At 68.6% G+C, this 17,393-nt stretch carries 16 protein-coding genes; 9 read left to right on the forward strand and 7 right to left on the reverse strand.

Annotation, left to right across the window (positions count from 1 at the left end):
- Positions 1 to 440 (forward strand): DUF1214 domain-containing protein (locus AC6EI8_RS15105; RefSeq protein ID WP_498382286.1); only part of this gene is annotated, 440 nt, incomplete at its 5' end.
- A 231-nt stretch (positions 441 to 671) separates the two neighbouring features.
- On the opposite strand, the gene metE is transcribed toward AC6EI8_RS15105, so the two are convergent.
- Positions 672 to 3,029 carry a 5-methyltetrahydropteroyltriglutamate--homocysteine S-methyltransferase gene (metE, locus tag AC6EI8_RS15110; protein ID WP_498382287.1) on the reverse strand — a complete coding sequence of 786 codons (2,358 nt, stop codon included), beginning with the start codon at positions 3,027 to 3,029 and terminating at the stop codon, positions 672 to 674.
- A gap of 199 nt (positions 3,030 to 3,228) precedes the next feature.
- Here metE and AC6EI8_RS15115 point away from each other — a divergent pair, with 199 nt between their 5' ends.
- Entirely contained in the window at positions 3,229 to 4,251 is a 1,023-nt protein-coding gene (locus AC6EI8_RS15115; protein WP_498382288.1) for a LysR family transcriptional regulator, read from the forward strand.
- A 120-nt stretch (positions 4,252 to 4,371) separates the two neighbouring features.
- Here the strand turns inward: AC6EI8_RS15115 and AC6EI8_RS15120 are convergent, their stop codons facing one another.
- Together AC6EI8_RS15120 and AC6EI8_RS15125 are read right to left on the reverse strand one after the other, a co-directional pair.
- On the reverse strand, positions 4,372 to 6,780 hold the full coding sequence (locus AC6EI8_RS15120) for a cytochrome P450/oxidoreductase (protein ID WP_498382289.1): 2,409 nt from the start codon (positions 6,778 to 6,780) through the stop codon (positions 4,372 to 4,374).
- 64 nt (positions 6,781 to 6,844) lie between these two features.
- Positions 6,845 to 7,825: a Bug family tripartite tricarboxylate transporter substrate binding protein gene (locus AC6EI8_RS15125; protein WP_265633762.1), complete on the reverse strand. Its 981-nt coding sequence runs from the start codon at positions 7,823 to 7,825 to the stop codon at positions 6,845 to 6,847.
- Positions 7,826 to 8,062: 237 nt separating this feature from the next.
- Here AC6EI8_RS15125 and AC6EI8_RS15130 point away from each other — a divergent pair, with 237 nt between their 5' ends.
- Positions 8,063 to 8,896 carry an IclR family transcriptional regulator gene (locus AC6EI8_RS15130; protein ID WP_498382290.1) on the forward strand — a complete coding sequence of 278 codons (834 nt, stop codon included), beginning with the start codon at positions 8,063 to 8,065 and terminating at the stop codon, positions 8,894 to 8,896.
- A gap of 201 nt (positions 8,897 to 9,097) precedes the next feature.
- On the opposite strand, the gene AC6EI8_RS15135 is transcribed toward AC6EI8_RS15130, so the two are convergent.
- Positions 9,098 to 9,448: a hypothetical protein gene (locus AC6EI8_RS15135; protein WP_498382292.1), complete on the reverse strand. Its 351-nt coding sequence runs from the start codon at positions 9,446 to 9,448 to the stop codon at positions 9,098 to 9,100.
- Positions 9,449 to 9,608: 160 nt separating this feature from the next.
- Between AC6EI8_RS15135 and AC6EI8_RS15140 the strand changes: the two genes are divergently transcribed.
- Entirely contained in the window at positions 9,609 to 10,151 is a 543-nt protein-coding gene (locus AC6EI8_RS15140; RefSeq protein WP_262484786.1) for an Lrp/AsnC family transcriptional regulator, read from the forward strand.
- A 107-nt stretch (positions 10,152 to 10,258) separates the two neighbouring features.
- On the opposite strand, the gene AC6EI8_RS15145 is transcribed toward AC6EI8_RS15140, so the two are convergent.
- Both AC6EI8_RS15145 and AC6EI8_RS15150 read right to left on the reverse strand, forming a co-directional pair.
- A complete protein-coding gene (locus AC6EI8_RS15145) occupies positions 10,259 to 10,531 on the reverse strand; it encodes a hypothetical protein (protein WP_149316156.1) in 273 nt (90 codons plus the stop codon).
- A gap of 281 nt (positions 10,532 to 10,812) precedes the next feature.
- Positions 10,813 to 11,271, reverse strand: coding sequence for a fumarate hydratase (locus AC6EI8_RS15150; protein WP_149316155.1), 459 nt, complete (start codon positions 11,269 to 11,271; stop codon positions 10,813 to 10,815).
- Positions 11,272 to 11,578: 307 nt separating this feature from the next.
- Here AC6EI8_RS15150 and AC6EI8_RS15155 point away from each other — a divergent pair, with 307 nt between their 5' ends.
- Both AC6EI8_RS15155 and AC6EI8_RS15160 read left to right on the forward strand, forming a co-directional pair.
- Positions 11,579 to 12,025, forward strand: a complete 447-nt coding sequence (locus AC6EI8_RS15155; RefSeq protein WP_149316153.1) for a VOC family protein — start codon at positions 11,579 to 11,581, stop codon at positions 12,023 to 12,025.
- Between the two features lie 123 nt (positions 12,026 to 12,148).
- Positions 12,149 to 12,556, forward strand: coding sequence for a VOC family protein (locus AC6EI8_RS15160; protein WP_149316152.1), 408 nt, complete (start codon positions 12,149 to 12,151; stop codon positions 12,554 to 12,556).
- A 131-nt stretch (positions 12,557 to 12,687) separates the two neighbouring features.
- On the opposite strand, the gene AC6EI8_RS15165 is transcribed toward AC6EI8_RS15160, so the two are convergent.
- On the reverse strand, positions 12,688 to 13,629 hold the full coding sequence (locus AC6EI8_RS15165) for a LysR family transcriptional regulator (RefSeq protein ID WP_150083770.1): 942 nt from the start codon (positions 13,627 to 13,629) through the stop codon (positions 12,688 to 12,690).
- Between the two features lie 244 nt (positions 13,630 to 13,873).
- Between AC6EI8_RS15165 and AC6EI8_RS15170 the strand changes: the two genes are divergently transcribed.
- The 3 genes from AC6EI8_RS15170 to AC6EI8_RS15180 all read left to right on the forward strand — a co-directional run.
- On the forward strand, positions 13,874 to 15,703 hold the full coding sequence (locus AC6EI8_RS15170; protein WP_226105989.1) for a gamma-glutamyltransferase family protein: 1,830 nt from the start codon (positions 13,874 to 13,876) through the stop codon (positions 15,701 to 15,703).
- Positions 15,704 to 15,861: 158 nt separating this feature from the next.
- Positions 15,862 to 16,839: a Bug family tripartite tricarboxylate transporter substrate binding protein gene (locus AC6EI8_RS15175; protein WP_149316149.1), complete on the forward strand. Its 978-nt coding sequence runs from the start codon at positions 15,862 to 15,864 to the stop codon at positions 16,837 to 16,839.
- A 122-nt stretch (positions 16,840 to 16,961) separates the two neighbouring features.
- Positions 16,962 to 17,393, forward strand: a 432-nt coding sequence (locus AC6EI8_RS15180) for a GAF domain-containing protein (protein ID WP_498382293.1), incomplete at its 3' end; no start/stop codon positions are given.

A 17,393-nucleotide genomic window follows, 5' to 3' on the forward strand; every position in this document is an offset into this window, starting at 1 on the left:
ACTACGACCGCCGCGCCGCCACGGCCTGGCTGGCGCTGGGGTCCAGCCTCGGCGAAGACACCATGGTGTTCCGCGCGAACGCCGACGCCACCGGCCAGCCGCTGCACGGCGCCAATCGCTACGTGATCCGCTTCGACAAGGGCGCGCTGCCGCCGGCCAAGGCATTCTGGTCGCTGTCGCTGTACGACCAGGCGCAGGACGTCGTGGCCAACCCGTTGAACCGCTATGCCATTGGCAGCCGCGACCGCCTGCGGCGCAACCGCGACGGCTCGGTCGAGATCGTGGTCCAGCATGCGCGGCCGCCGCGGGCACAGGCCGCCAATTGGCTGCCGGCTCCCGACGGTCCGTTCAACCTGATGCTGCGGCTGTATTGGCCGCAGCCGACGGCGCTGGACGGCAACTGGAGCGCGCCGCCGGTGCGGAAGGTCGGCGCGGACTGAGCGCAGATCGAGCGCAGATAGAGCGCCAACCGAGCGCCAACCGAGCGCCAACCGAGCGCCAACCGAGCGCTGACGGTGCAAAAAAAGGGGGCGGCCTGGAGCCGCCCCCTTTCTCATTGCCAGCCTGGCAGCCGGCCTCTGATGCCGCGCCTCGATCGCGCACACCCCGCCGATCAAAGCGCGATCAAAGCGCGATCAATCCGCCGTTCAATGCGCCGTTCAATGCGCCGTTCAATGCGCCGCGCAATCGCACTGCCCGCCCGCATGGGCAGCACGCTCCAGCGCCACCGGCTGCCGTTGCAAGCCCGCCGCGCCTTCCGCCGCCAGCCTCTCGCGCAACTGCCGGGCCGCGGCCACCATGTTCCGCAGCGCCGCCTCGGTCTCCGCCCAGCCGCGCGTCTTCAGCCCGCAATCGGGATTGACCCACAGCCGCTCGGGCGGAATCACCTGGCAGGCGCGCGTCAGCAGCTGGCCGATCGCCTCGACGCTGGGCACGCGCGGCGAATGGATGTCGTAGACGCCGGGGCCGATCTCGTTCGGATAGTCGAACGCGGCAAAGCCGTCGAGCAGCTCCATCGCCGAGCGCGAGGTCTCGATCGTGATCACGTCGGCATCGAGGGCGGCGATCGCTGGCAGGATGTCGTTGAACTCGGCGTAGCACATATGGGTGTGGATCTGCGTATCGTCGCGGACCACCGCGGCGGCAATGCGGAAGGCGCGCACCGCCCACTGCAGGTAGCCGTCCCAGTCTGCGCGCCGCAGTGGCAGGCCCTCGCGCAACGCGGGCTCGTCGATCTGGATCACGCGGATACCGGCCTGTTCGAGATCGGCCACTTCGTCGCGGATCGCCAGCGCCAGCTGCAGCGCGGTGTCGGCGCGCGGCTGGTCGTCGCGCACGAACGACCATTGCAGCATCGTGATCGGGCCGGTCAGCATGCCCTTCATCGGCCGGTCAGTCAGCGACTGCGCATAGCGGGCGGTATCGACGGTGATCGGCTCGGGACGGTAGACGTCGCCATAGATCAGCGGCGGCTTGACGCAGCGCGAGCCGTAGCTTTGCACCCAGCCGAATTCGGTAAAGGCATAGCCGCACAGCTGCTCGCCGAAGTACTCGACCATGTCGTTGCGCTCGGCCTCGCCATGCACCAGCACGTCCAGCCCCAGCGCCTCCTGGCGGCGCACGGCGTCCTCGATCTCGGCGCGGATCCGTTGCAGGTAGGCCAGCGCGCCCAGTTCGCCGCGCTTGAAGGCCGCGCGGGTCTGGCGGATCTCGGCGGTCTGCGGGAACGAGCCGATGGTGGTCGTCGGCAGCGGCGGCAACTGCAGCGCGGCGCGCTGATCGGCGATGCGCTGCGCGAAGGGGCTGCGGCGATCGGCCATCTCCGGCGTCACCGCGGCAACGCGCTGGCGGACCTGGGCGTTGACCACGCGGCGGGACGCCCGGCGGCCGGCCTGGGCGGAATCCGAGGCGGCCAGTGCGTCGGCCACCGCGGCCTCGCCGTCGTTCAACGCGGTCGCCAGCACCTTCAGCTCTTCCAGTTTCTCGGTGGCGAACGCCAGCCAGCCGCGGATTTCGGGGTCGAGGCGCGTCTCCGGCGCGAGCGACACCGGCACATGCAGCAGCGAGCAGGACGGCGCCAGCCACAGGCGGTCGCCCAGTTCGGCGTGCAGCGGCGCCAGCTGCGCCAGAATCGCGCGCAGGTCGGCACGCCAGATATTGCGGCCGTCGATCACGCCCGCCGACAGCACCGCATTGGCCGGGAGCACCTCGCGCCAGGCCTGCCACTGCTGCGGCGCGCGCACCAGATCGAGATGGAAGCCGTGCACCGGCAATGCTGCGGCGCGGGCGGCGTGCTCGGCCGCCGAATCGAAGTAGGTCGCCAGCAGCAGCTTGACGCCGCAGTCGGCCAGCGCGGCATAGGCCGTGTCATACGCGTCCAGCCAGGCGTCGTCGAGCTCCAGGCACAGCGCGGGCTCGTCGAGCTGGACCCATTCGATGCCGCGCGCCCGCAGCCGCTGCAGGATGTCGCGGTAGGCGGCGGCCAGCTTCGGCAGCAGCGTCAGGCGATCGAAGCCGGCGACGTGGGTCTTGGACAGCCACAGCCAGGTGACCGGTCCCACCAGCACCGGCTTGACGCGATGGCCCAGCGCCAGCGCCTCGTCGATCTCGTCGAACAGCCAGTCGACTCCGCCATCGAAGCGTGTGTCCGGGCCCAGTTCCGGCACCAGGTAGTGGTAGTTGGTATCGAACCACTTGGTCATTTCCATCGCCGGCTGCGCCGCATTGCCGCGGGCCAACTCGAAGTACTGCGCCAGCGTCAGCGTGCGCGGGTCGAAGCCGAAGCGTGCCGGCAGCGCACCGAGCAGGGCGCTCATGCCCAGCATCTGGTCGTAGTAGGCGAAGTCGCCCGCGGCGGCCAGGTCGAGGCCGGCGTCGGCCTGCTGGCGCCAGTGCGTCTTGCGCAGGCCGGCGGCGCACTCGCGCAGCGCGGCCTCGCTGGACTCGCCGCGCCAGAACGCCTCCTGGGCGAATTTCAGTTCGCGTTTCGCGCCGATGCGCGGGAACCCCGGAATATGCGTGCGTGCCATCTCTCGCTCCAAAACAAGGTGGCGCTCAGTGTCCGGCGGCGGGTAGAATGAATCAAGTGATATGTTTTAAACAAAATATGAATTGGTTTCATATCAGAGGTTGGCGTACGGGGCTCGGGCGGGCCGGCGTCCCGAGCCTTTCCTGGACCGCCCACAGTCGGGTAGGGACGAAACCCGGCACGAAACCAGGAACGACACCATGATCGAGGTCCGCCATTTCCGTTCGCTGGTCGCCATCGCCGAATCCGGCAAGCTCGCCACGGCGGCCGAGCGCGTCCATGTCAGCCAGTCCGCGCTGTCCCATCAGATCAAGGCGATCGAATCGCATTACGGCCTGTCGCTGTTCGACCGCACCCGCGGCGGCCTGCGCTTTACCCCGGCCGGAGAGCGGCTGCTGGCGTTGTCGCGCGAGGTGCTGGCGTCGATCAGCGCGGCCGAGCGCGACCTGGAGCGGCTAAAGGGCGATACGCGCGGGGAGCTGCGCATCGTGCTGGAGTGCCACACCTGCTTCGACTGGCTGATGCCGGTGATGGACGAATTCCGCACGCGCTGGCCCGAGGTCGAGGTCGACCTGGTGGCGGGCTTTCATGCGGATCCATTGGCGCTGCTGGCCGAGGGGCGGGCCGACATGGTGATCGGCTCGCTGCCGCCGACGCGCCGGGGCCTGGCCGTGGTGCCGCTGTTCCGCTTCGAGATCCTGGCGGTGATCGCCAACGAGCATCGGCTGCGCAACCGGCGACGGATCGAGGCGGCCGATCTGGAGGGCGAGACGCTGATCACCTATCCGGTGCCGGAGCCGCGCATCGACCTGATCCGCGAGGTGCTGGAGCCGGCCGGCATCCGGCTGCAGCGCCGCACGGCCGAGCTGACGGTGGCGATCCTGCAGCTGGTCGCCAGCCGGCGCGGCGTCGCGGCGCTGCCGAACTGGGGCGTCAAGAACTACGTCGACCACGACTACGTGCTGGCCAAGCGCATTGGCACGGGCGGGCTGTGGAGCGAGCTGTATGCGGCAATGCCGGCCGCGCTGGCCGAGCGGCCGTTCGCGCGGGATTTCGTCGCGATCGTGCGCGAGACCTGCGCGCGGGACCTCGACGGCATCGAGCTGTTGCCCGATGAAGCGGCGCAGGGCCGGGGCGGCAAGGAGGGCGCCAGGGAAGGCGCCAGGGAAGGCGTCGAGGGAGGCGTCAAGGCAGGCGTCAAGCGAGGCGCAGAGGGCGGCTGAACGCGCAGCCGAACGGACGGCTGACGCGGTGGCTGAACCGGCGGCGGCACCGGCCGCTGACCCGGTGGTTGAACCGGCTGCTGAACCGGCTGCTGAACGCCGCCGCCTCGCCCCGGCCCCTCAAAGTTCGAGCACGATCCGCTGCCCGCACTTTGCCCGCGAACAGCAGCTCATCATCTTGCCGTTCGCCTCCCGCTCGGCGCGCGTCAGCACCACGTCGCGGTGGTCGATCTCGCCCGCCAGCACGCGCACTTCGCAGGAGCCGCACAGCCCTTCCTCGCAATCGCTCTGCACGTCGATGTTGGCGGCACGCAGCGCGGCGAGCAGGGTCTGGTCGGCCCGCACCGTGACGACGATGCCCGAGTCCTTCAGCTCTGCCTCGAAGGCCTGCTCCTTGCTCGGATCGAGCGCGCCCAGCGTCGAGGTGAAATGCTCGACGCGCAGCGCGTCTTCGGGCCAGCTCGCGCAACAGGCGGCCAGCGCGTCGAGCATGCGCGCCGGGCCGCAGGCGTAGATCTGCGTCGCGGCATCGGGCTGGCCGAGCAGCGCGCCCAGGTCGGCGCGCGCGCCTTCGTCCCTGGCGTAGACGTGCAGCCGCTCGCCATGCAGCGCCGCCAGCTCGTCGAGCAGCGCCATCGAGGCGCGGCCGCGGCCGCAGTAGTGCAGCTGGTAGTCGATGCCGAGTTCCCTCGCGCGCCGCGCCATCGCGCTGAGCGGCGTGATGCCGATGCCGCCGGCGATCAGGATCAGCCGGCGCGCGCTTTCGTCGAGCCGGAAATGATTGCGCGGTCCGCGGATGCGCAGCCGGTCGCCGGCCTTCAGTTCGCGATGGATCCACGCCGAGCCGCCACGGCTCTCGGTCTCGCGCAGCACCGCGATCTCGAAGGCCTGCGTGTCGGCGGGATCGCCGCACAGCGAATACTGGCGCGACACCCCGGTATCGCCGCATTCGACATCGATATGCGAACCGGGCGACCAGCGCGGCAGCGGCTTGCCATCGGGCGATACCAGCCGCAGCCGCACGATGTCGTCGGCCACGCGCGTCATGCGCTCGACCACCACGGTGCGGTTGATCGCATGGCTGGACGGCTCGCCGATCCGCACCGGCGTGCGCGCCTGCAGCAGCGCGGGGTTGCGCCGTTCGGGGTTCTGGCTCGGGTCCCACTCGACCCACAGGTGCTCGGGGCCGCGGAACGAGGTGTTCGGCACGTAGGTGAACTTCTGCTCCGACAGCTTCATATGCGGCAGCCGGCGCGTGAATTCCTCGAGGAAGATCTGCATCTCCATCCGCGCCAGATTCTTGCCCATGCACTGGTGCGCGCCGTAGCCGAAGGTCAGCTGGTCGCTGGCATTGGCGCGGCGGATATCGAACAGGTCGGCGTCGGCGAAGTGGCGCTCGTCGTGGTTGGCCGACGAGGTCACGATCAGCAGCTTGGCGCCGGCCGGGATGTCGACGCCGCCGATCTGCACGTCGCGCGTGGCCAGCCGCCGCCATGCCGCGACCGAGCCGTTATGCCGCAGGCATTCCTCGACCGCGTTCGGGATCAGGCTCGGGTCCTCGCACAGCTCGCGCCAGGCGTCGGGATGCTGCAGCAGCAGCTTGATCGCATTGGCGCTGGCGTTGGCGGTGGTCTCATGCGCGGCGACGATGCCGGCCATCATCATCGAATGCAGATAGGAGTCGGTGACGACGTCGGGATATTCCTTCTGCTTGCGGATGCCGTACTGCATCCAGCCCGGGCCCGATGGATCCTGCCGCATCTTGTCGAGGATGCGCCCGGCGAGCTGCCAGAAGTTGCCGACCGCGTGCGCGACCTCGACCTGCTCCTCCGGTTTTGGGCGACCCCAGGTGTTGACCGTATGGGCGATCGAATACTTGCGCAGCAGGTCCATGTCCTCCTCGGGCACGCCGAGGAAATGCAGCGCCACGGTCAGCGGCACCTCCCACAGGATCTGGTCGACCAGGTCGGCCTTGCCGTCGTCGATGAAGCGGTCGACGTATTCGCGCGTCAGCCGGCGCACCATCGGCTCGTGGTGCTGCAGCTGTTCGGGCGTGAACGGCTCCATCAGCACGCGGCGGCGCGGCATGTGGGCGGGCTCGTCCTCGTTGACCAGCGTGCGGTTCATCGCGTAGCCGTAGGAGGCCAGCACCGCGTTGGCCTCGTCGCCGGTCGGCGTGATCTTCTCCAGGGCGATCGACGGGCTGAAGGTCAGGTTGTCGCGAAAGATCGCCTTGATGTCGTCGTAGCGGGTGACGACCCAATAGCCGAGCCTGGGGCTGTAGAACACCGGCTCCTGCTCGCGCGCCCAGCGCACGTAGTCGGGCGGATCCTGCTGGTAGCCGTCCTCGAACGGGTCGAAGTCCGCGGCGCGCGCGCTGACGGGGCAGCCGGTCGGGCTCAACAACGGCTGGGCAGCGGCGCCGCTGTCGGCAGGGGCCGCAGCATGCGCCTGGGCATGCGTTTGGCCATGCGTTTGGCTGTGAAACGGGCATCCCTGCGCGCGAGCCGGTTCTGTGCGTTCGCTCATGATCGATCCTCTGCAACGGGTTGGCGCGGCGGGCGGGTCCGCAAACCCGCCCCGCCCGCCGGGCTCATTCGAGCGTGATATTCAGGTCGCGGATCAGCTTGTGCCACAGCGCGGTCTCGCTGCGCAGCAGCGCGGCGAACTGCTCGGGCGTGCTGCCGACGGGCTCGACGCCGAAGTCGACCAGCTTGCGGTTGACCTCGGGCTGCCTGATCGCCGCGGCCACGCTGGTCTGCAGCCTGGCGATCACGTCGGGCGGCGTGCCGGCCGGCGCGACCATGCCGACCAGCGCGGCGGCCTCGACGCCCTGCAGGCCGATCTCGGCGAAGGTCGGCACATTGGGCAACTGCGGCAGACGCGTGGCATTGGCCACCGCGAGCGGGCGCAGCTTGCCGGCCTTGAGGAAGGCGGCGCCCGCGGCCAGGTCGGTCATCATCGCGGGCACCTGGCCGCCGACCACGTCGAGCAGCGCCGGCGCCGCGCCGCGATAGCCGATATGCACCATGCGCAGGCCGGCGCGTTCCTTCAGCAGCTCCATCGCCAGATGGTGCGGGCTGCCGGCGCCGGCCGAGGCGTAGCTGACCTTGCCGGGCGCGGCCTTGACCTTGGCGAGGAAGTCGCGCGCGTCCTTGAATTCGGCGTTGGCGCCGACCACCAGGATCATCGGGAACTTGCCCAGCAGCGAAACCGGCGCCAGATCGCGCGTCGGGTTGTAGCTCAGCGTCTTGTACAGCGCGGGGTTGAAGACCAGCGTGCCGTTGTCGGCCGACATCACGGTATAGCCGTCATGCGGCGAGCGCGCAGTCTCGGCCGCGGCGATCGCGGTGTTGGCGCCGGGTTTGTTCTCGACCACGACCGGCTGGCCGATATTGGTGGAGAGCTGCTGGCCGATGGTGCGGGCCAGGAAGTCCGAGCCGCCACCGGCGGCATAGGGCACGATCCAGCGGATCGGCTTGCTGGGGAAGCTCTGGGCGGCGGCTTGCGGCGCCAGCGCCAGGGCGGTCAGCATCGTGCCGGCGAGCGCCAGCATCGACGAGATCTTTCTCATTGTTTGTCTCCTCTACGGGGATGGGCGGTGCGCCGCCGAATCGTGATGGGACGGTGATCCGTCCTCTTGTGGCCGCGTTCTCCGGACGGCGTCGATGGAATTACGTCAGGCGTAATGCGGTTATGCCAAAAGTAATTGGCGACCCGACGGCTGTCAAGGGAAAATTACGCTGTGCGTGCTAGCATTACGCCATACGTAATTTCAAACGCAGCAGGCGCACAGGCGGGAGCCACGGACATGGCCAATCAGCGAACCGAAGCGGAGACAGGGGAAGGCACTGGCGAGCGGGGCGGCGCGGGCGTGCAGGCGCTCGAAACCGGGCTGTCGGTGCTGGACGCGCTGCTGGGCTCGCTCCATCCGATGCCGCTGAAAGCCGTCGCGCTGGCCGCCGGCATGCATCCGGCCAAGGCGCACCGCTACCTGGCCAGCTTCGTCAAGTGCGGCTATGTCGAGCAGGACGACGCGGGCCGCTACAGCCTGGGGCGCAATGCGCTGCGGATGGGACTGGCCTGTCTCGCACAGCTCGATCCGCTGCGGCTGGTGACGCCGGTGCTCGACGATCTGTGTGCGTCGACCGGCGAAACGGTGCTGGCGGCGGTGTGGGGCAACCACGGGCCCACCGTGGTGCAGTGGCGCGATTCGCTGCGGCCGGTCACGGTCAATGTGCGGCCGGGTTCGGTGATGCCGCTGCTGTCGTCGGCAACCGGCCGCGTGTTCACCGCCTTCCTCGATCCGGCCGTCACGGCGCCGCTGCTCGAGACCGAGCTGCAGGCGCGCGGGGCGCTGCAGCCGCCGCGCTTTCCGCGCGACGCCGCCGAGGTGGCGCAGCTGCGCGAGCAGGTGCGGGCCAGCATGATCGGCAGCGTCCATGGCGATCTGCTGGCCGGCGTCGATTCGGTCAGCACGCCCGTCTTCGATCGGGACGGCCGGATCGTGCTGGCGATCACGGCGCTGGGTAATGCGGCCACCTTTGACGGCCGGCTCGACGGGCCGGTCGCGGCGGCCATCAAGGCGGCCGCGGCCGATCTGTCGCAGCGGCTCGGCCACGGCCTGCTGGCCGAGCCGGCCTGAGCGCTCGGTCCGGAAGGCAGCGGACTGAAGGCGGGGACCTGAAGGCGGCCAACTCAAGGCGCCGAACTCAAGGCGGCGAACTCAAGGCGGCGAACTCAAGGCGGCGAACTCAAGGCAGCGAACTCAAGGCGGCGGACTTCAGGCGGCGGACTTCAGGCGGCGCACTTGAGGCGGGACCTGACAGCGGGGACTGAAGGCCGGTCAGTGGACCGGCGCGGCGGCCGGCGAGGCCGCGGTCGCGGTATCGCGGCGCCGGGCGGCCGTCGGCTCCGGCTGTCCCAGGGATTCCTCGACGACCGCGACTTCGCGCACATCGACGCCGTTTTCCAGGCGCTTGACCAGCAGCGAGAACAGCGCCGGCTCCTCCGCCGTCACCGACAAACGCAGCCATTGACCGGCGCCGGGCAGGGCGCTCGGTACCAGCGTCATCGCGGCCAGCCCCAGGCCGGTGCGGCGCGCCGTCGCCAGCGTCCACTCGATGGCGCCGATCAGATCGTGCTGGTCGAGCAGCAGGGCGAGTTGCAGGGCGGGGGTCGAGGCTTGGGCGGACATGACGGCAACCGGTGGCAGTGAAGATGTAGTGAATTTACCAGCCGGTCCGCAGAATGTGCTTCTTAATATTCTGCTGTGCTGACTCAGATCAGAATGAATCGGCTAGTATCTGTCGGTGATGTAGAGAAATCTTCTTTTCCGACCGATTTGACCGATTCCGATGACCGATCCGACGAACCCCGCGACCACTCCTACGGCGGCTGCCACGACGAGTCCCGCTTCCCGGTCCGCCACCAGGCTGTCCCCGAAGCTCGACGAAACCGACCGCCGCATCCTGCGCGCGCTGCGCCGGGACGGCCGGCTGTCCAATCTGAAGCTGGCCGAGCAGGTCGGCCTGTCCCCCACGCCATGCTGGAACCGCGTGCGCGCGCTGGAAGAGGCCGGGGTAATCCAGGGCTATACCGCCTTGTTGAACCAGAAGGCGCTTGGCCTGCCCGACACCGTGCTGATCGAGGTCACGCTGGAGCGGCACGACGACGACATGCTCGATCGCTTCGGCCGCGCGTTGGCGCAGCTGCCCGAGGTCATGGAGGCGTACCTGCTGACCGGCGAGTATGACTATCTGATCAAGGTGGCAGTAGCGGGCACCGAAGGCTACGAGGAGTTCCTGCGCCACAAGCTGTACAAGTTGCCCGGGCTGCGGCACAGCCGCTCGACCTTCGTGCTGCGTTGCATGAAGCGCGAGCCGTCGGTGGAACCCTGAGCCACCTTGAAGGAACCCTAAGCGAACCTCGGGCCAACCCTTGGGAAACCGTGAAGCAACCGTGACGCAATCGTAAGCGCTGCGTTTCGCGCGTTCTCGCCTTCCGCTTACTCCACCACTTCGAGCTGGAACTCGCCGGTCGGCCCGTCGTACCCGATGCGCAGCCGCGCGCCGTTATGGCGGCAGGATTTGGCCACGCTGCGCAGTTCCGCCTGGCGTTCGCCGCGGCGCAGATGCGAGCGCGCCTTGGTGCTGATTTCACTCGGGCCGCAATCGTCGTTGCGGCATTGATAGCGCATCCATTGCCCATAGGAGCGCGGGCGCGCCGATGCTTCCGTGATGGTTGTGCACAGCGGACAACGTTGCAGGGCTTCCTTCATTGCCATTCCCATTCGGTGTCGTTTGCACGGGGACATCGTGCGAGCGTGCGGCAAAAGCGCCGCCAAGGCTCACTGCGATGAGCGCAAGCGATTTACGCAAAGTGATTTAACGCAAGAAAGTGATGCCGGAAGAAAGCAGATTATCGGCACATCGGGCCGGCCTTGGCTACCCCCAAATCGGTAGCCCCTCGGCTGGAGGGTCGGCACCGCGCGATCGGACGATCGCCGCGGTGCCGTGATGCAGCCCTCGAGCGAGGGCATGGCAGCAGGGGCGGCGGCGCTCAGGCAGCCTTGGCGACGACGCCGGCAGCCGGCTTCGTCTTTGCAGCGGCCTTCGGTGCGGCCTTCTTCGGTGCCTTGACGACCTTGGCGGCGGGCTTGGCGGCCTTCGGTGCAGCAGCCTTCGGTGCGGCGGCCTTCTTCGGCGCGGCGGTCTTGGCGCCGGCCGGCTTCTTCGCCGACTTGGCGGCCTTCGCTGCCTTGGCCTTTTCCTTCTGCGCGGCCAGCTTGTCCTTCGCGGCCTGCTTCTCGGCCTGCAGTGCCAGCTTGGCGGCGGCGACAGCCTGCGCGACTTCGCGCTTGGCGGCGTCGATCGCCTTCTTCGTGTCGGCGCGCAGCTTCAGCAGGCGCTTCTTCGCGGCTTGCGCTTCGCGTGCCAGCACGCTGGCCTTCTTGGTCGGTGCCGCCGGCTTGGCGGACTTCACTGCGCGCGGCGCGCTTTTCTTGTTGGCAACGGCCATTGTTCTATATACCCGAAATGTGGTTTATGGAGCGCGGAGTATAACCGGTCACACGTGTACGAAGAAACGTTCTCGTCGCATCGTGTGGCGCTTTTGCGCGCGATGCGATCGTCTATGCTGCCTAGGGGATTTGCCGCGCGGCGCCCGCCGTTCGCGGCGCGGGGCGATCCGGTTTCAAATCGGTGACGTCGAAGCGGTGATTTCGCACCGACGATTACGGCAGCGACGATTTCGGCACCGATGATTTTCGAACCGACGATTTTCGAGCCGATGATGCGGCGATGCCGCCGCGCAAGGAGCGATTGAGATGACCGATACCCATTCCGGCGCCGCCGGCAGCACGGGCAGTACCGCCATTCCGTGCCTGCGTTATCGCGATGCGCCGTCCGCAATTGCATGGCTGTGCGATACCTTCGGTTTCACGCGGCATCTGGTGGTCGAGAACGACGACGGCACCATCGCGCATGCGCAACTCAATTACGGCAAGGGCATGGTGATGCTGGGCTCGGTGCTCGATTCGCCGTATGGCAAGCTGATGCGCCAGCCGGACGAAGTCGGCGGCGGACAGACCCAGAGCATTTATCTGGTCGTGCCCGATCCCGACGCGGTATTCGCGCGCGCCAAGGCGGCGGGCGCGCAGATCGTGCTCGAGTTGAAGGACCAGGATTATGGCGGCCGCGATTTCAGCTGCTTCGATCTCGAAGGCCATCTGTGGACGATCGGCAGTTATGATCCGTGGGTCAGTACGTCGTAGGCGCGGACGATTGAATCCGCCAGTTTTCCGGATCCGGAATCCGGTTCCGGAACCCGTGCCATTACCGTCTGCGCCATTTCGAACACCATTTTCAGAACCATTTCAAAACCAGGAGACACCTCGATGGCGACCCAGATTTTCGTCAACCTGCCCGTCAAGGACCTCGACCGCTCGGTCGATTTTTTTACGCGGCTCGGCTATCGCTTCGATCCCAAATTCACCGACCGCAATGCCACCTGCATGATCGTGTCGGACCAGATCTACGTGATGCTGCTGGTCGAGGACTTCTTCAAGACCTTCACCGGCAAGGCGATCTGCGATACCGGCAGCAGCACCGAAGTCATTCTGGCGCTGTCGATGGACAGCCGCGCCGCGGTCGACGACATGGTGTCGAAGGCCGTCGCGGCGGGCGCGCGCACGCCGAACGAGCCGAAGGACTACGGCTTCATGTACCAGCACGGCTATGAAGACCTCGACGGCCATCTGTGGGAGGTGTTCTACATGCAGCCGGAGGCGGCGCAGCAGTCGTAGTCGTCAGCATGTCGTTCCCGCGAGGGCGGGAATTCCAGCGTCCCGGAAAGCGGCCGGGCTTCCGCTTTCGCGGGGACGACAGGCCCTGACAGACGGCAAGGATGCGTGGGCGATGACCGTTGGCGACCGCTTCAACCGCTCGCCGCCTGCAGCGCCGTCACCAGCGCCATCAGCGGCCCGCTGTGCTGCGCGCGGCGCAGCCACATCGCCTCCACGGGCGGGAGGTCCCAGCGCAAGGCATGGGGCAGCAGGGCCGCGCCCCCGCCATTGGCCAGTTCGACCGCAACCGCGCGCGGCACGATCGTGATCGCGCGCGGCTGCGTGCGCAGCAGCGTGGCGATGGTCTTGATCGAATAGGTTTCCACCAGCGGCAGCGGCGGCGCCACGCCCGCGGTCGCGAACATCGTATTGATGGTGCGGCGGGTCGGCGTCTGCGGCGGCGGCATGATCCAGTCCAGCGTGGCCAGCCGCGCCCAGTCGAGCGCGCCGCGCGAGAGCCGCGCCGCGGCGCGCGTCGGCACCACCAGCGTCGGCTCCTCGCGATACAGCGGCACCTGCACGATGTCTTCCCCCGCGGCATAGAACGAGCGCGCGATCACGCAATCGACCTCGTGCGCGCGCAGGGCGCTGACCAGTTCGTCGGTGGTCCCCTCGCGCACCAGCACCGCGATGCGCGGCTGCTGGCTCAGGGCATGCGAGCAAGCCGCGTCCAGCACCGCCGGCGCGATGAACGGAATCACGCCGATGCGCAGCCGCCCGCCGAGTCCCGCATCGAGTACCGCCAGTTCGTCGCCGAGCGCCCGCGCGTCCGCCAGCGCGAGCCGCGCATACGCGAGCACGGCGGCACCGGTCTCGGTGGCTTCCAGGCCCGCGCGTGACCGATGAAACAGCGGCGTCAGGAAGATCTCCTCGATCTCGCGCAGCGCCTTGGTCACCGCCGGCTGGCTCAGGTTCAGCTCGGCGGCCGCGCGCGACAGCGAGCGATGCCGCTCCAATGCCAGCAGCAACGACAGCTGCTTCAGGCGCAGGCGGGATATCAGGTTGTGCTGCAGGCGGTCGGCGAAGGCAGGCATGGCAAAGGGACGAAGGAGGGGGCGAAGGATGGCGAAGGGCGGATTTCCGGGAGTCGCGCGATCAGTCGCGCAGCCGGTCGAGAAACCGGTCACGCAGCCGGTCACGCAGCCGGTCACGCGCCAGTCGTATAACCAATCCGGAATGGAAGAATAAAGCAATCGTGCGTTCTGGTTATTCGATCTTCCTATACTTGCCCCATCGCTTGCCCCATCCCACCCACCCAGATCGCCTTCGGAAACCAGCATGTTCACCACCCGCCCGGAAATCGTCGGTACCTTCGGCGTCGTCTCGTCGACCCACTGGCTCGCCTCGCAGACCGCGATGGGCGTGCTCGAGCGCGGCGGCAATGCCTTCGACGCGGCGGTGGCCGGCGGGTTTGTGCTGCAGGTGGTCGAGCCGCATCTGAACGGCCCCGGCGGCGAGGCGCCGATCCTGCTGTGGAGCGAACGCGAGCGCGCCGTGCGCTCGATCTGCGGCCAGGGTCCGGCCCCCGCGCTGGCCGACCCGGCCGCGATGCGCGCGATGGGACTGGAACTGATGCCCGGCATCGGCCTGCTGCCCGCCACCGTGCCCGGCGCATTCGGCGCGTGGCTGACCATGCTGCGCGACTACGGCACGTGGTCTCTGGCCGAAGTGCTGGCGCCCGCGATCGCCTATGCGCGCGACGGCTTTCCGCTGGTGCCGCGTATTTCGCAGGCGATCCTGGCGGTGCGCGAACTGTTCCAGCGCGAATGGCGCGATTCGGCCGACGTGTGGCTGGTCGATGGCCGCGTGCCGTCACCGGGCTCGCTGCATGCCACGCCCGCGCTGGCGCGCACCTACCAGCGCATCGTCGAAGAGGCGCACGCGGCCGGCGCCACCCGCGAGAAGCAGATCGATGCCGCGCTCGACTGCTGGTACCGCGGCTTCGTCGCGCGCGAGATCGATACCTATTGCCGCACGCAGCAGGTGCGAGACACCACCGGCGAGCGCCATCGCGGCCTGCTGCGCTACGAGGACATGGCGTCCTGGCAGCCCGAGGTCGAAGCGCCGCTGACGCTGGATTTCGGCCGCTATACGGTCGCCAAGTGCGGCGTCTGGAGCCAGGGCCCCGCCTTCCTGCAGCAGCTCGGCATGCTGCGGCACGCCGGATTGGAGGCGCACGAACCGACGTCGCCGGGCTTCGTCCATCGGATCGCCGAGGCGGCCAAGCTGGCGATGGCCGACCGCCTCGCGTGGTACGGCGATCCGCGCTTTGCCGACGTGCCGGCGCAGGGCCTGCTCGATGCCGACTATCTGCGATCGCGCGCGCAGCTGATCGGCGCGCAGGCATCGCGCGAGATGCGGGCCGGCACCGTCGACGGCCGCGCACCCCGCCTGCCCGATCTCGACGCGGCCGAGCGCACGCTGGCCAGCGCCGATACGCGCTTCGGCGTCGGCGAACCGACCTTCGCCGCGCTGCCGCCGGTGCAGCAATGGGCCGAGAAGGAGATCTTCGTCGGCGACACCTGTCATCTCGACGTGATCGACCGCGACGGCAATATGGTCGCGGCGACGCCGTCCGGCGGCTGGCTGTCGTCGAGCCCCACCATTCCGGCGCTGGGCTTCGCCCTCAATACGCGCCTGCAGATGACCTGGCTCGAGCCGGGCCTGCCCAATTCGCTGGCGCCGGGCAAGCGGCCCTGCACCACGCTGTCGCCGTCGCTGGCCTTGCGCGACGGGGAGCCCTATATGGTGTTCGGCACGCCGGGCGGCGACCAGCAGGACCAATGGTCGCTGGCCTTCTTCATGCGCCACGCGGTGCACGGCATGAATCTGCAACAGGCGATCGACGCGCCGGCCTGGCACATCGACCACTTCCCCGGCTCGTTTTGGCCGCGCCAGACGGTGCTGAACCGGCTCAGCATCGAGTCGCGCTTTCCGCAGGCGACGCTGGACGCGCTGCGCGATGCCGGCCACGAGCTGCGCATCGGCGAGCCGTGGTCGGAGGGACGGATGTCGGCGTGTTCGCGCGAGCGCGACGGCAAGGGCCGGCTGGTGCTGCGCGCCGGTGCGAATCCGCGCGGCATGCAGGGCTATGCGGTGGGACGCTGAGAGTGGGGATGCCGCGGCATGGCCCGTGCAGGCGCCGATATGTCACGGCACGATGGAACGGCAGAGCGCCAGGCCAGCAGACCAGCAGAACGACAGAACGACAGAACGACAGACCGGCCGCGCGGTGCGTCCGGCATGACAAACGGGGGAAAACGACCATGAAGACGACGATTCGAAGCTGGCTGCGCGGGGTGGCCGCGCTGGCGCTGTGCTGCGCCGCAGGCGCCGCGGCGGCGCAGGACTATCCGACCAAGCCGATCACGCTGGTGGTGCCGTGGGCGCCGGGCGGTTCGACCGATATCCTGGCGCGGGTGCTGTCCGAACGCCTGACGCGCTCGCTGGGGCAGCCGGTCATCGTCGACAACAAGCCAGGCGCATCGGGCAATATCGGCTCGGCCATGGTCGCGCGCGCCAAGCCGGACGGCTATACGCTGCTGATCGGCTCGATGAGCACGCATGCGATGAACCCGGCGCTGATGCCGAACATGCCGTTCCGCGGCGTCGAGGATTTCACGCCGCTGGGCCTGCTGGCCTACGTCACCAACACGATGGTGGTCCACCCGTCGGTGCCGGCCAACAACGTCAAGGAACTGATCGCCTACGCGCGCGCCAATCCCGGCAAGCTGGCCTACGCCAGCGCCGGTCCAGGTTCGACCAACCATCTGAGCGCGGTGCTGTTCGAGAAGATGGCCGGCGTGGAGATGCTGCACGTGCCGTACAAGGGCGGGGCGCCTGCCGTGGTCGACACGGTCGCGGGCCAGACCCAGCTGCTGTTCTCGGCCGGCACGCAGACGCTGCCGCACGTCAAGGCCAACAAGCTGAAGCTGCTGGCCGTCACCGAGGCCAGGCGCTCGCCGCTGCTGCCCAATGTGCCGACCGTCGCCGAGACCGTGCCGGGCTACGAGCTGGCGGTCTGGTATGGCGCCTTCGGCCCGGCCGGCATGCCGCCGGCGCTGGTGACGCGCCTGAATGCCGAGATCAACAAGGTGATGCAGCTGCCCGAGGTCAAGGCAAAGATGGACGCGATCGGCGTGGAGACGACCACGTCGACGCCGCAGCAGTTCGGCCAGGTGCTGCGCCGCGATGCCGACCGCTACGGCAAGCTGATCCGCGACCTGAAGATCAGCGCGGAGTGAGCGTGAGCGAAGCATCCAATCCGCAGGACGCCGCGCTGGCGGCCCTGGCTGCGCTGCGGCAACGATTGACCGCGAAGCAGGCGGCTGCGCTGGAGTCCGCGCTTGAAGTCGAGCATGAGGCCCTGCATCGGGCCGCGCCAAGCCAGGCCGAACACACCGCCGCGCTCTTCGACGCGGTCGGGGACGCCACGCTGGCGCTGCTCGGTCCCGGCCTGCTGACGATCAATCTGTGGCGCCCGGACACCCGGGAAGTGGTGCGCCAATGGTCCAGCGATCCCGCCGCCTATCCGGTCGGCGGCAGCAAGCGCAAGGGCGATACGCCGTGGACGCGGCAGCTGCTGGAGCGCACCGAAGTCTTCGTCGGCGAAGGCGACGCGGCGCTGGCCGAGGTGTTCGACGATATCGCAACGATCCGCGCGCTCGGGCTGAGGGCAGTGGTCAATGTACCGATCGGCGAGCGGGGTCGCTGCATCGGCACGTTCAACTACCTCAGCCCGAGGTCGGCGTGGCAGGCCGACGAGGTCGAGACGCTGCGCCGGCTCGCCGATCTGGCC

The sequence above is a fragment of the Cupriavidus sp. R6-3 genome, assembly GCF_059772245.1.

Bases quoted from the DNA above. Each gene is read 5' to 3' on its own strand.
- metE (WP_498382287.1), bottom strand. From the start codon at position 3,029: ATGGCACGCACGCATATTCCGGGGTTCCCGCGCATCGGCGCGAAACGC.
- AC6EI8_RS15115 (WP_498382288.1), top strand. From the start codon at position 3,229: ATGATCGAGGTCCGCCATTTCCGTTCGCTGGTCGCCATCGCCGAATCC.
- AC6EI8_RS15120 (WP_498382289.1), bottom strand. From the start codon at position 6,780: ATGAGCGAACGCACAGAACCGGCTCGCGCGCAGGGATGCCCGTTTCAC.
- AC6EI8_RS15125 (WP_265633762.1), bottom strand. From the start codon at position 7,825: ATGAGAAAGATCTCGTCGATGCTGGCGCTCGCCGGCACGATGCTGACC.
- AC6EI8_RS15130 (WP_498382290.1), top strand. From the start codon at position 8,063: ATGGCCAATCAGCGAACCGAAGCGGAGACAGGGGAAGGCACTGGCGAG.
- AC6EI8_RS15135 (WP_498382292.1), bottom strand. From the start codon at position 9,448: ATGTCCGCCCAAGCCTCGACCCCCGCCCTGCAACTCGCCCTGCTGCTC.
- AC6EI8_RS15140 (WP_262484786.1), top strand. From the start codon at position 9,609: ATGACCGATCCGACGAACCCCGCGACCACTCCTACGGCGGCTGCCACG.
- AC6EI8_RS15145 (WP_149316156.1), bottom strand. From the start codon at position 10,531: ATGAAGGAAGCCCTGCAACGTTGTCCGCTGTGCACAACCATCACGGAA.
- AC6EI8_RS15150 (WP_149316155.1), bottom strand. From the start codon at position 11,271: ATGGCCGTTGCCAACAAGAAAAGCGCGCCGCGCGCAGTGAAGTCCGCC.
- AC6EI8_RS15155 (WP_149316153.1), top strand. From the start codon at position 11,579: ATGACCGATACCCATTCCGGCGCCGCCGGCAGCACGGGCAGTACCGCC.
- AC6EI8_RS15160 (WP_149316152.1), top strand. From the start codon at position 12,149: ATGGCGACCCAGATTTTCGTCAACCTGCCCGTCAAGGACCTCGACCGC.
- AC6EI8_RS15165 (WP_150083770.1), bottom strand. From the start codon at position 13,629: ATGCCTGCCTTCGCCGACCGCCTGCAGCACAACCTGATATCCCGCCTG.
- AC6EI8_RS15170 (WP_226105989.1), top strand. From the start codon at position 13,874: ATGTTCACCACCCGCCCGGAAATCGTCGGTACCTTCGGCGTCGTCTCG.
- AC6EI8_RS15175 (WP_149316149.1), top strand. From the start codon at position 15,862: ATGAAGACGACGATTCGAAGCTGGCTGCGCGGGGTGGCCGCGCTGGCG.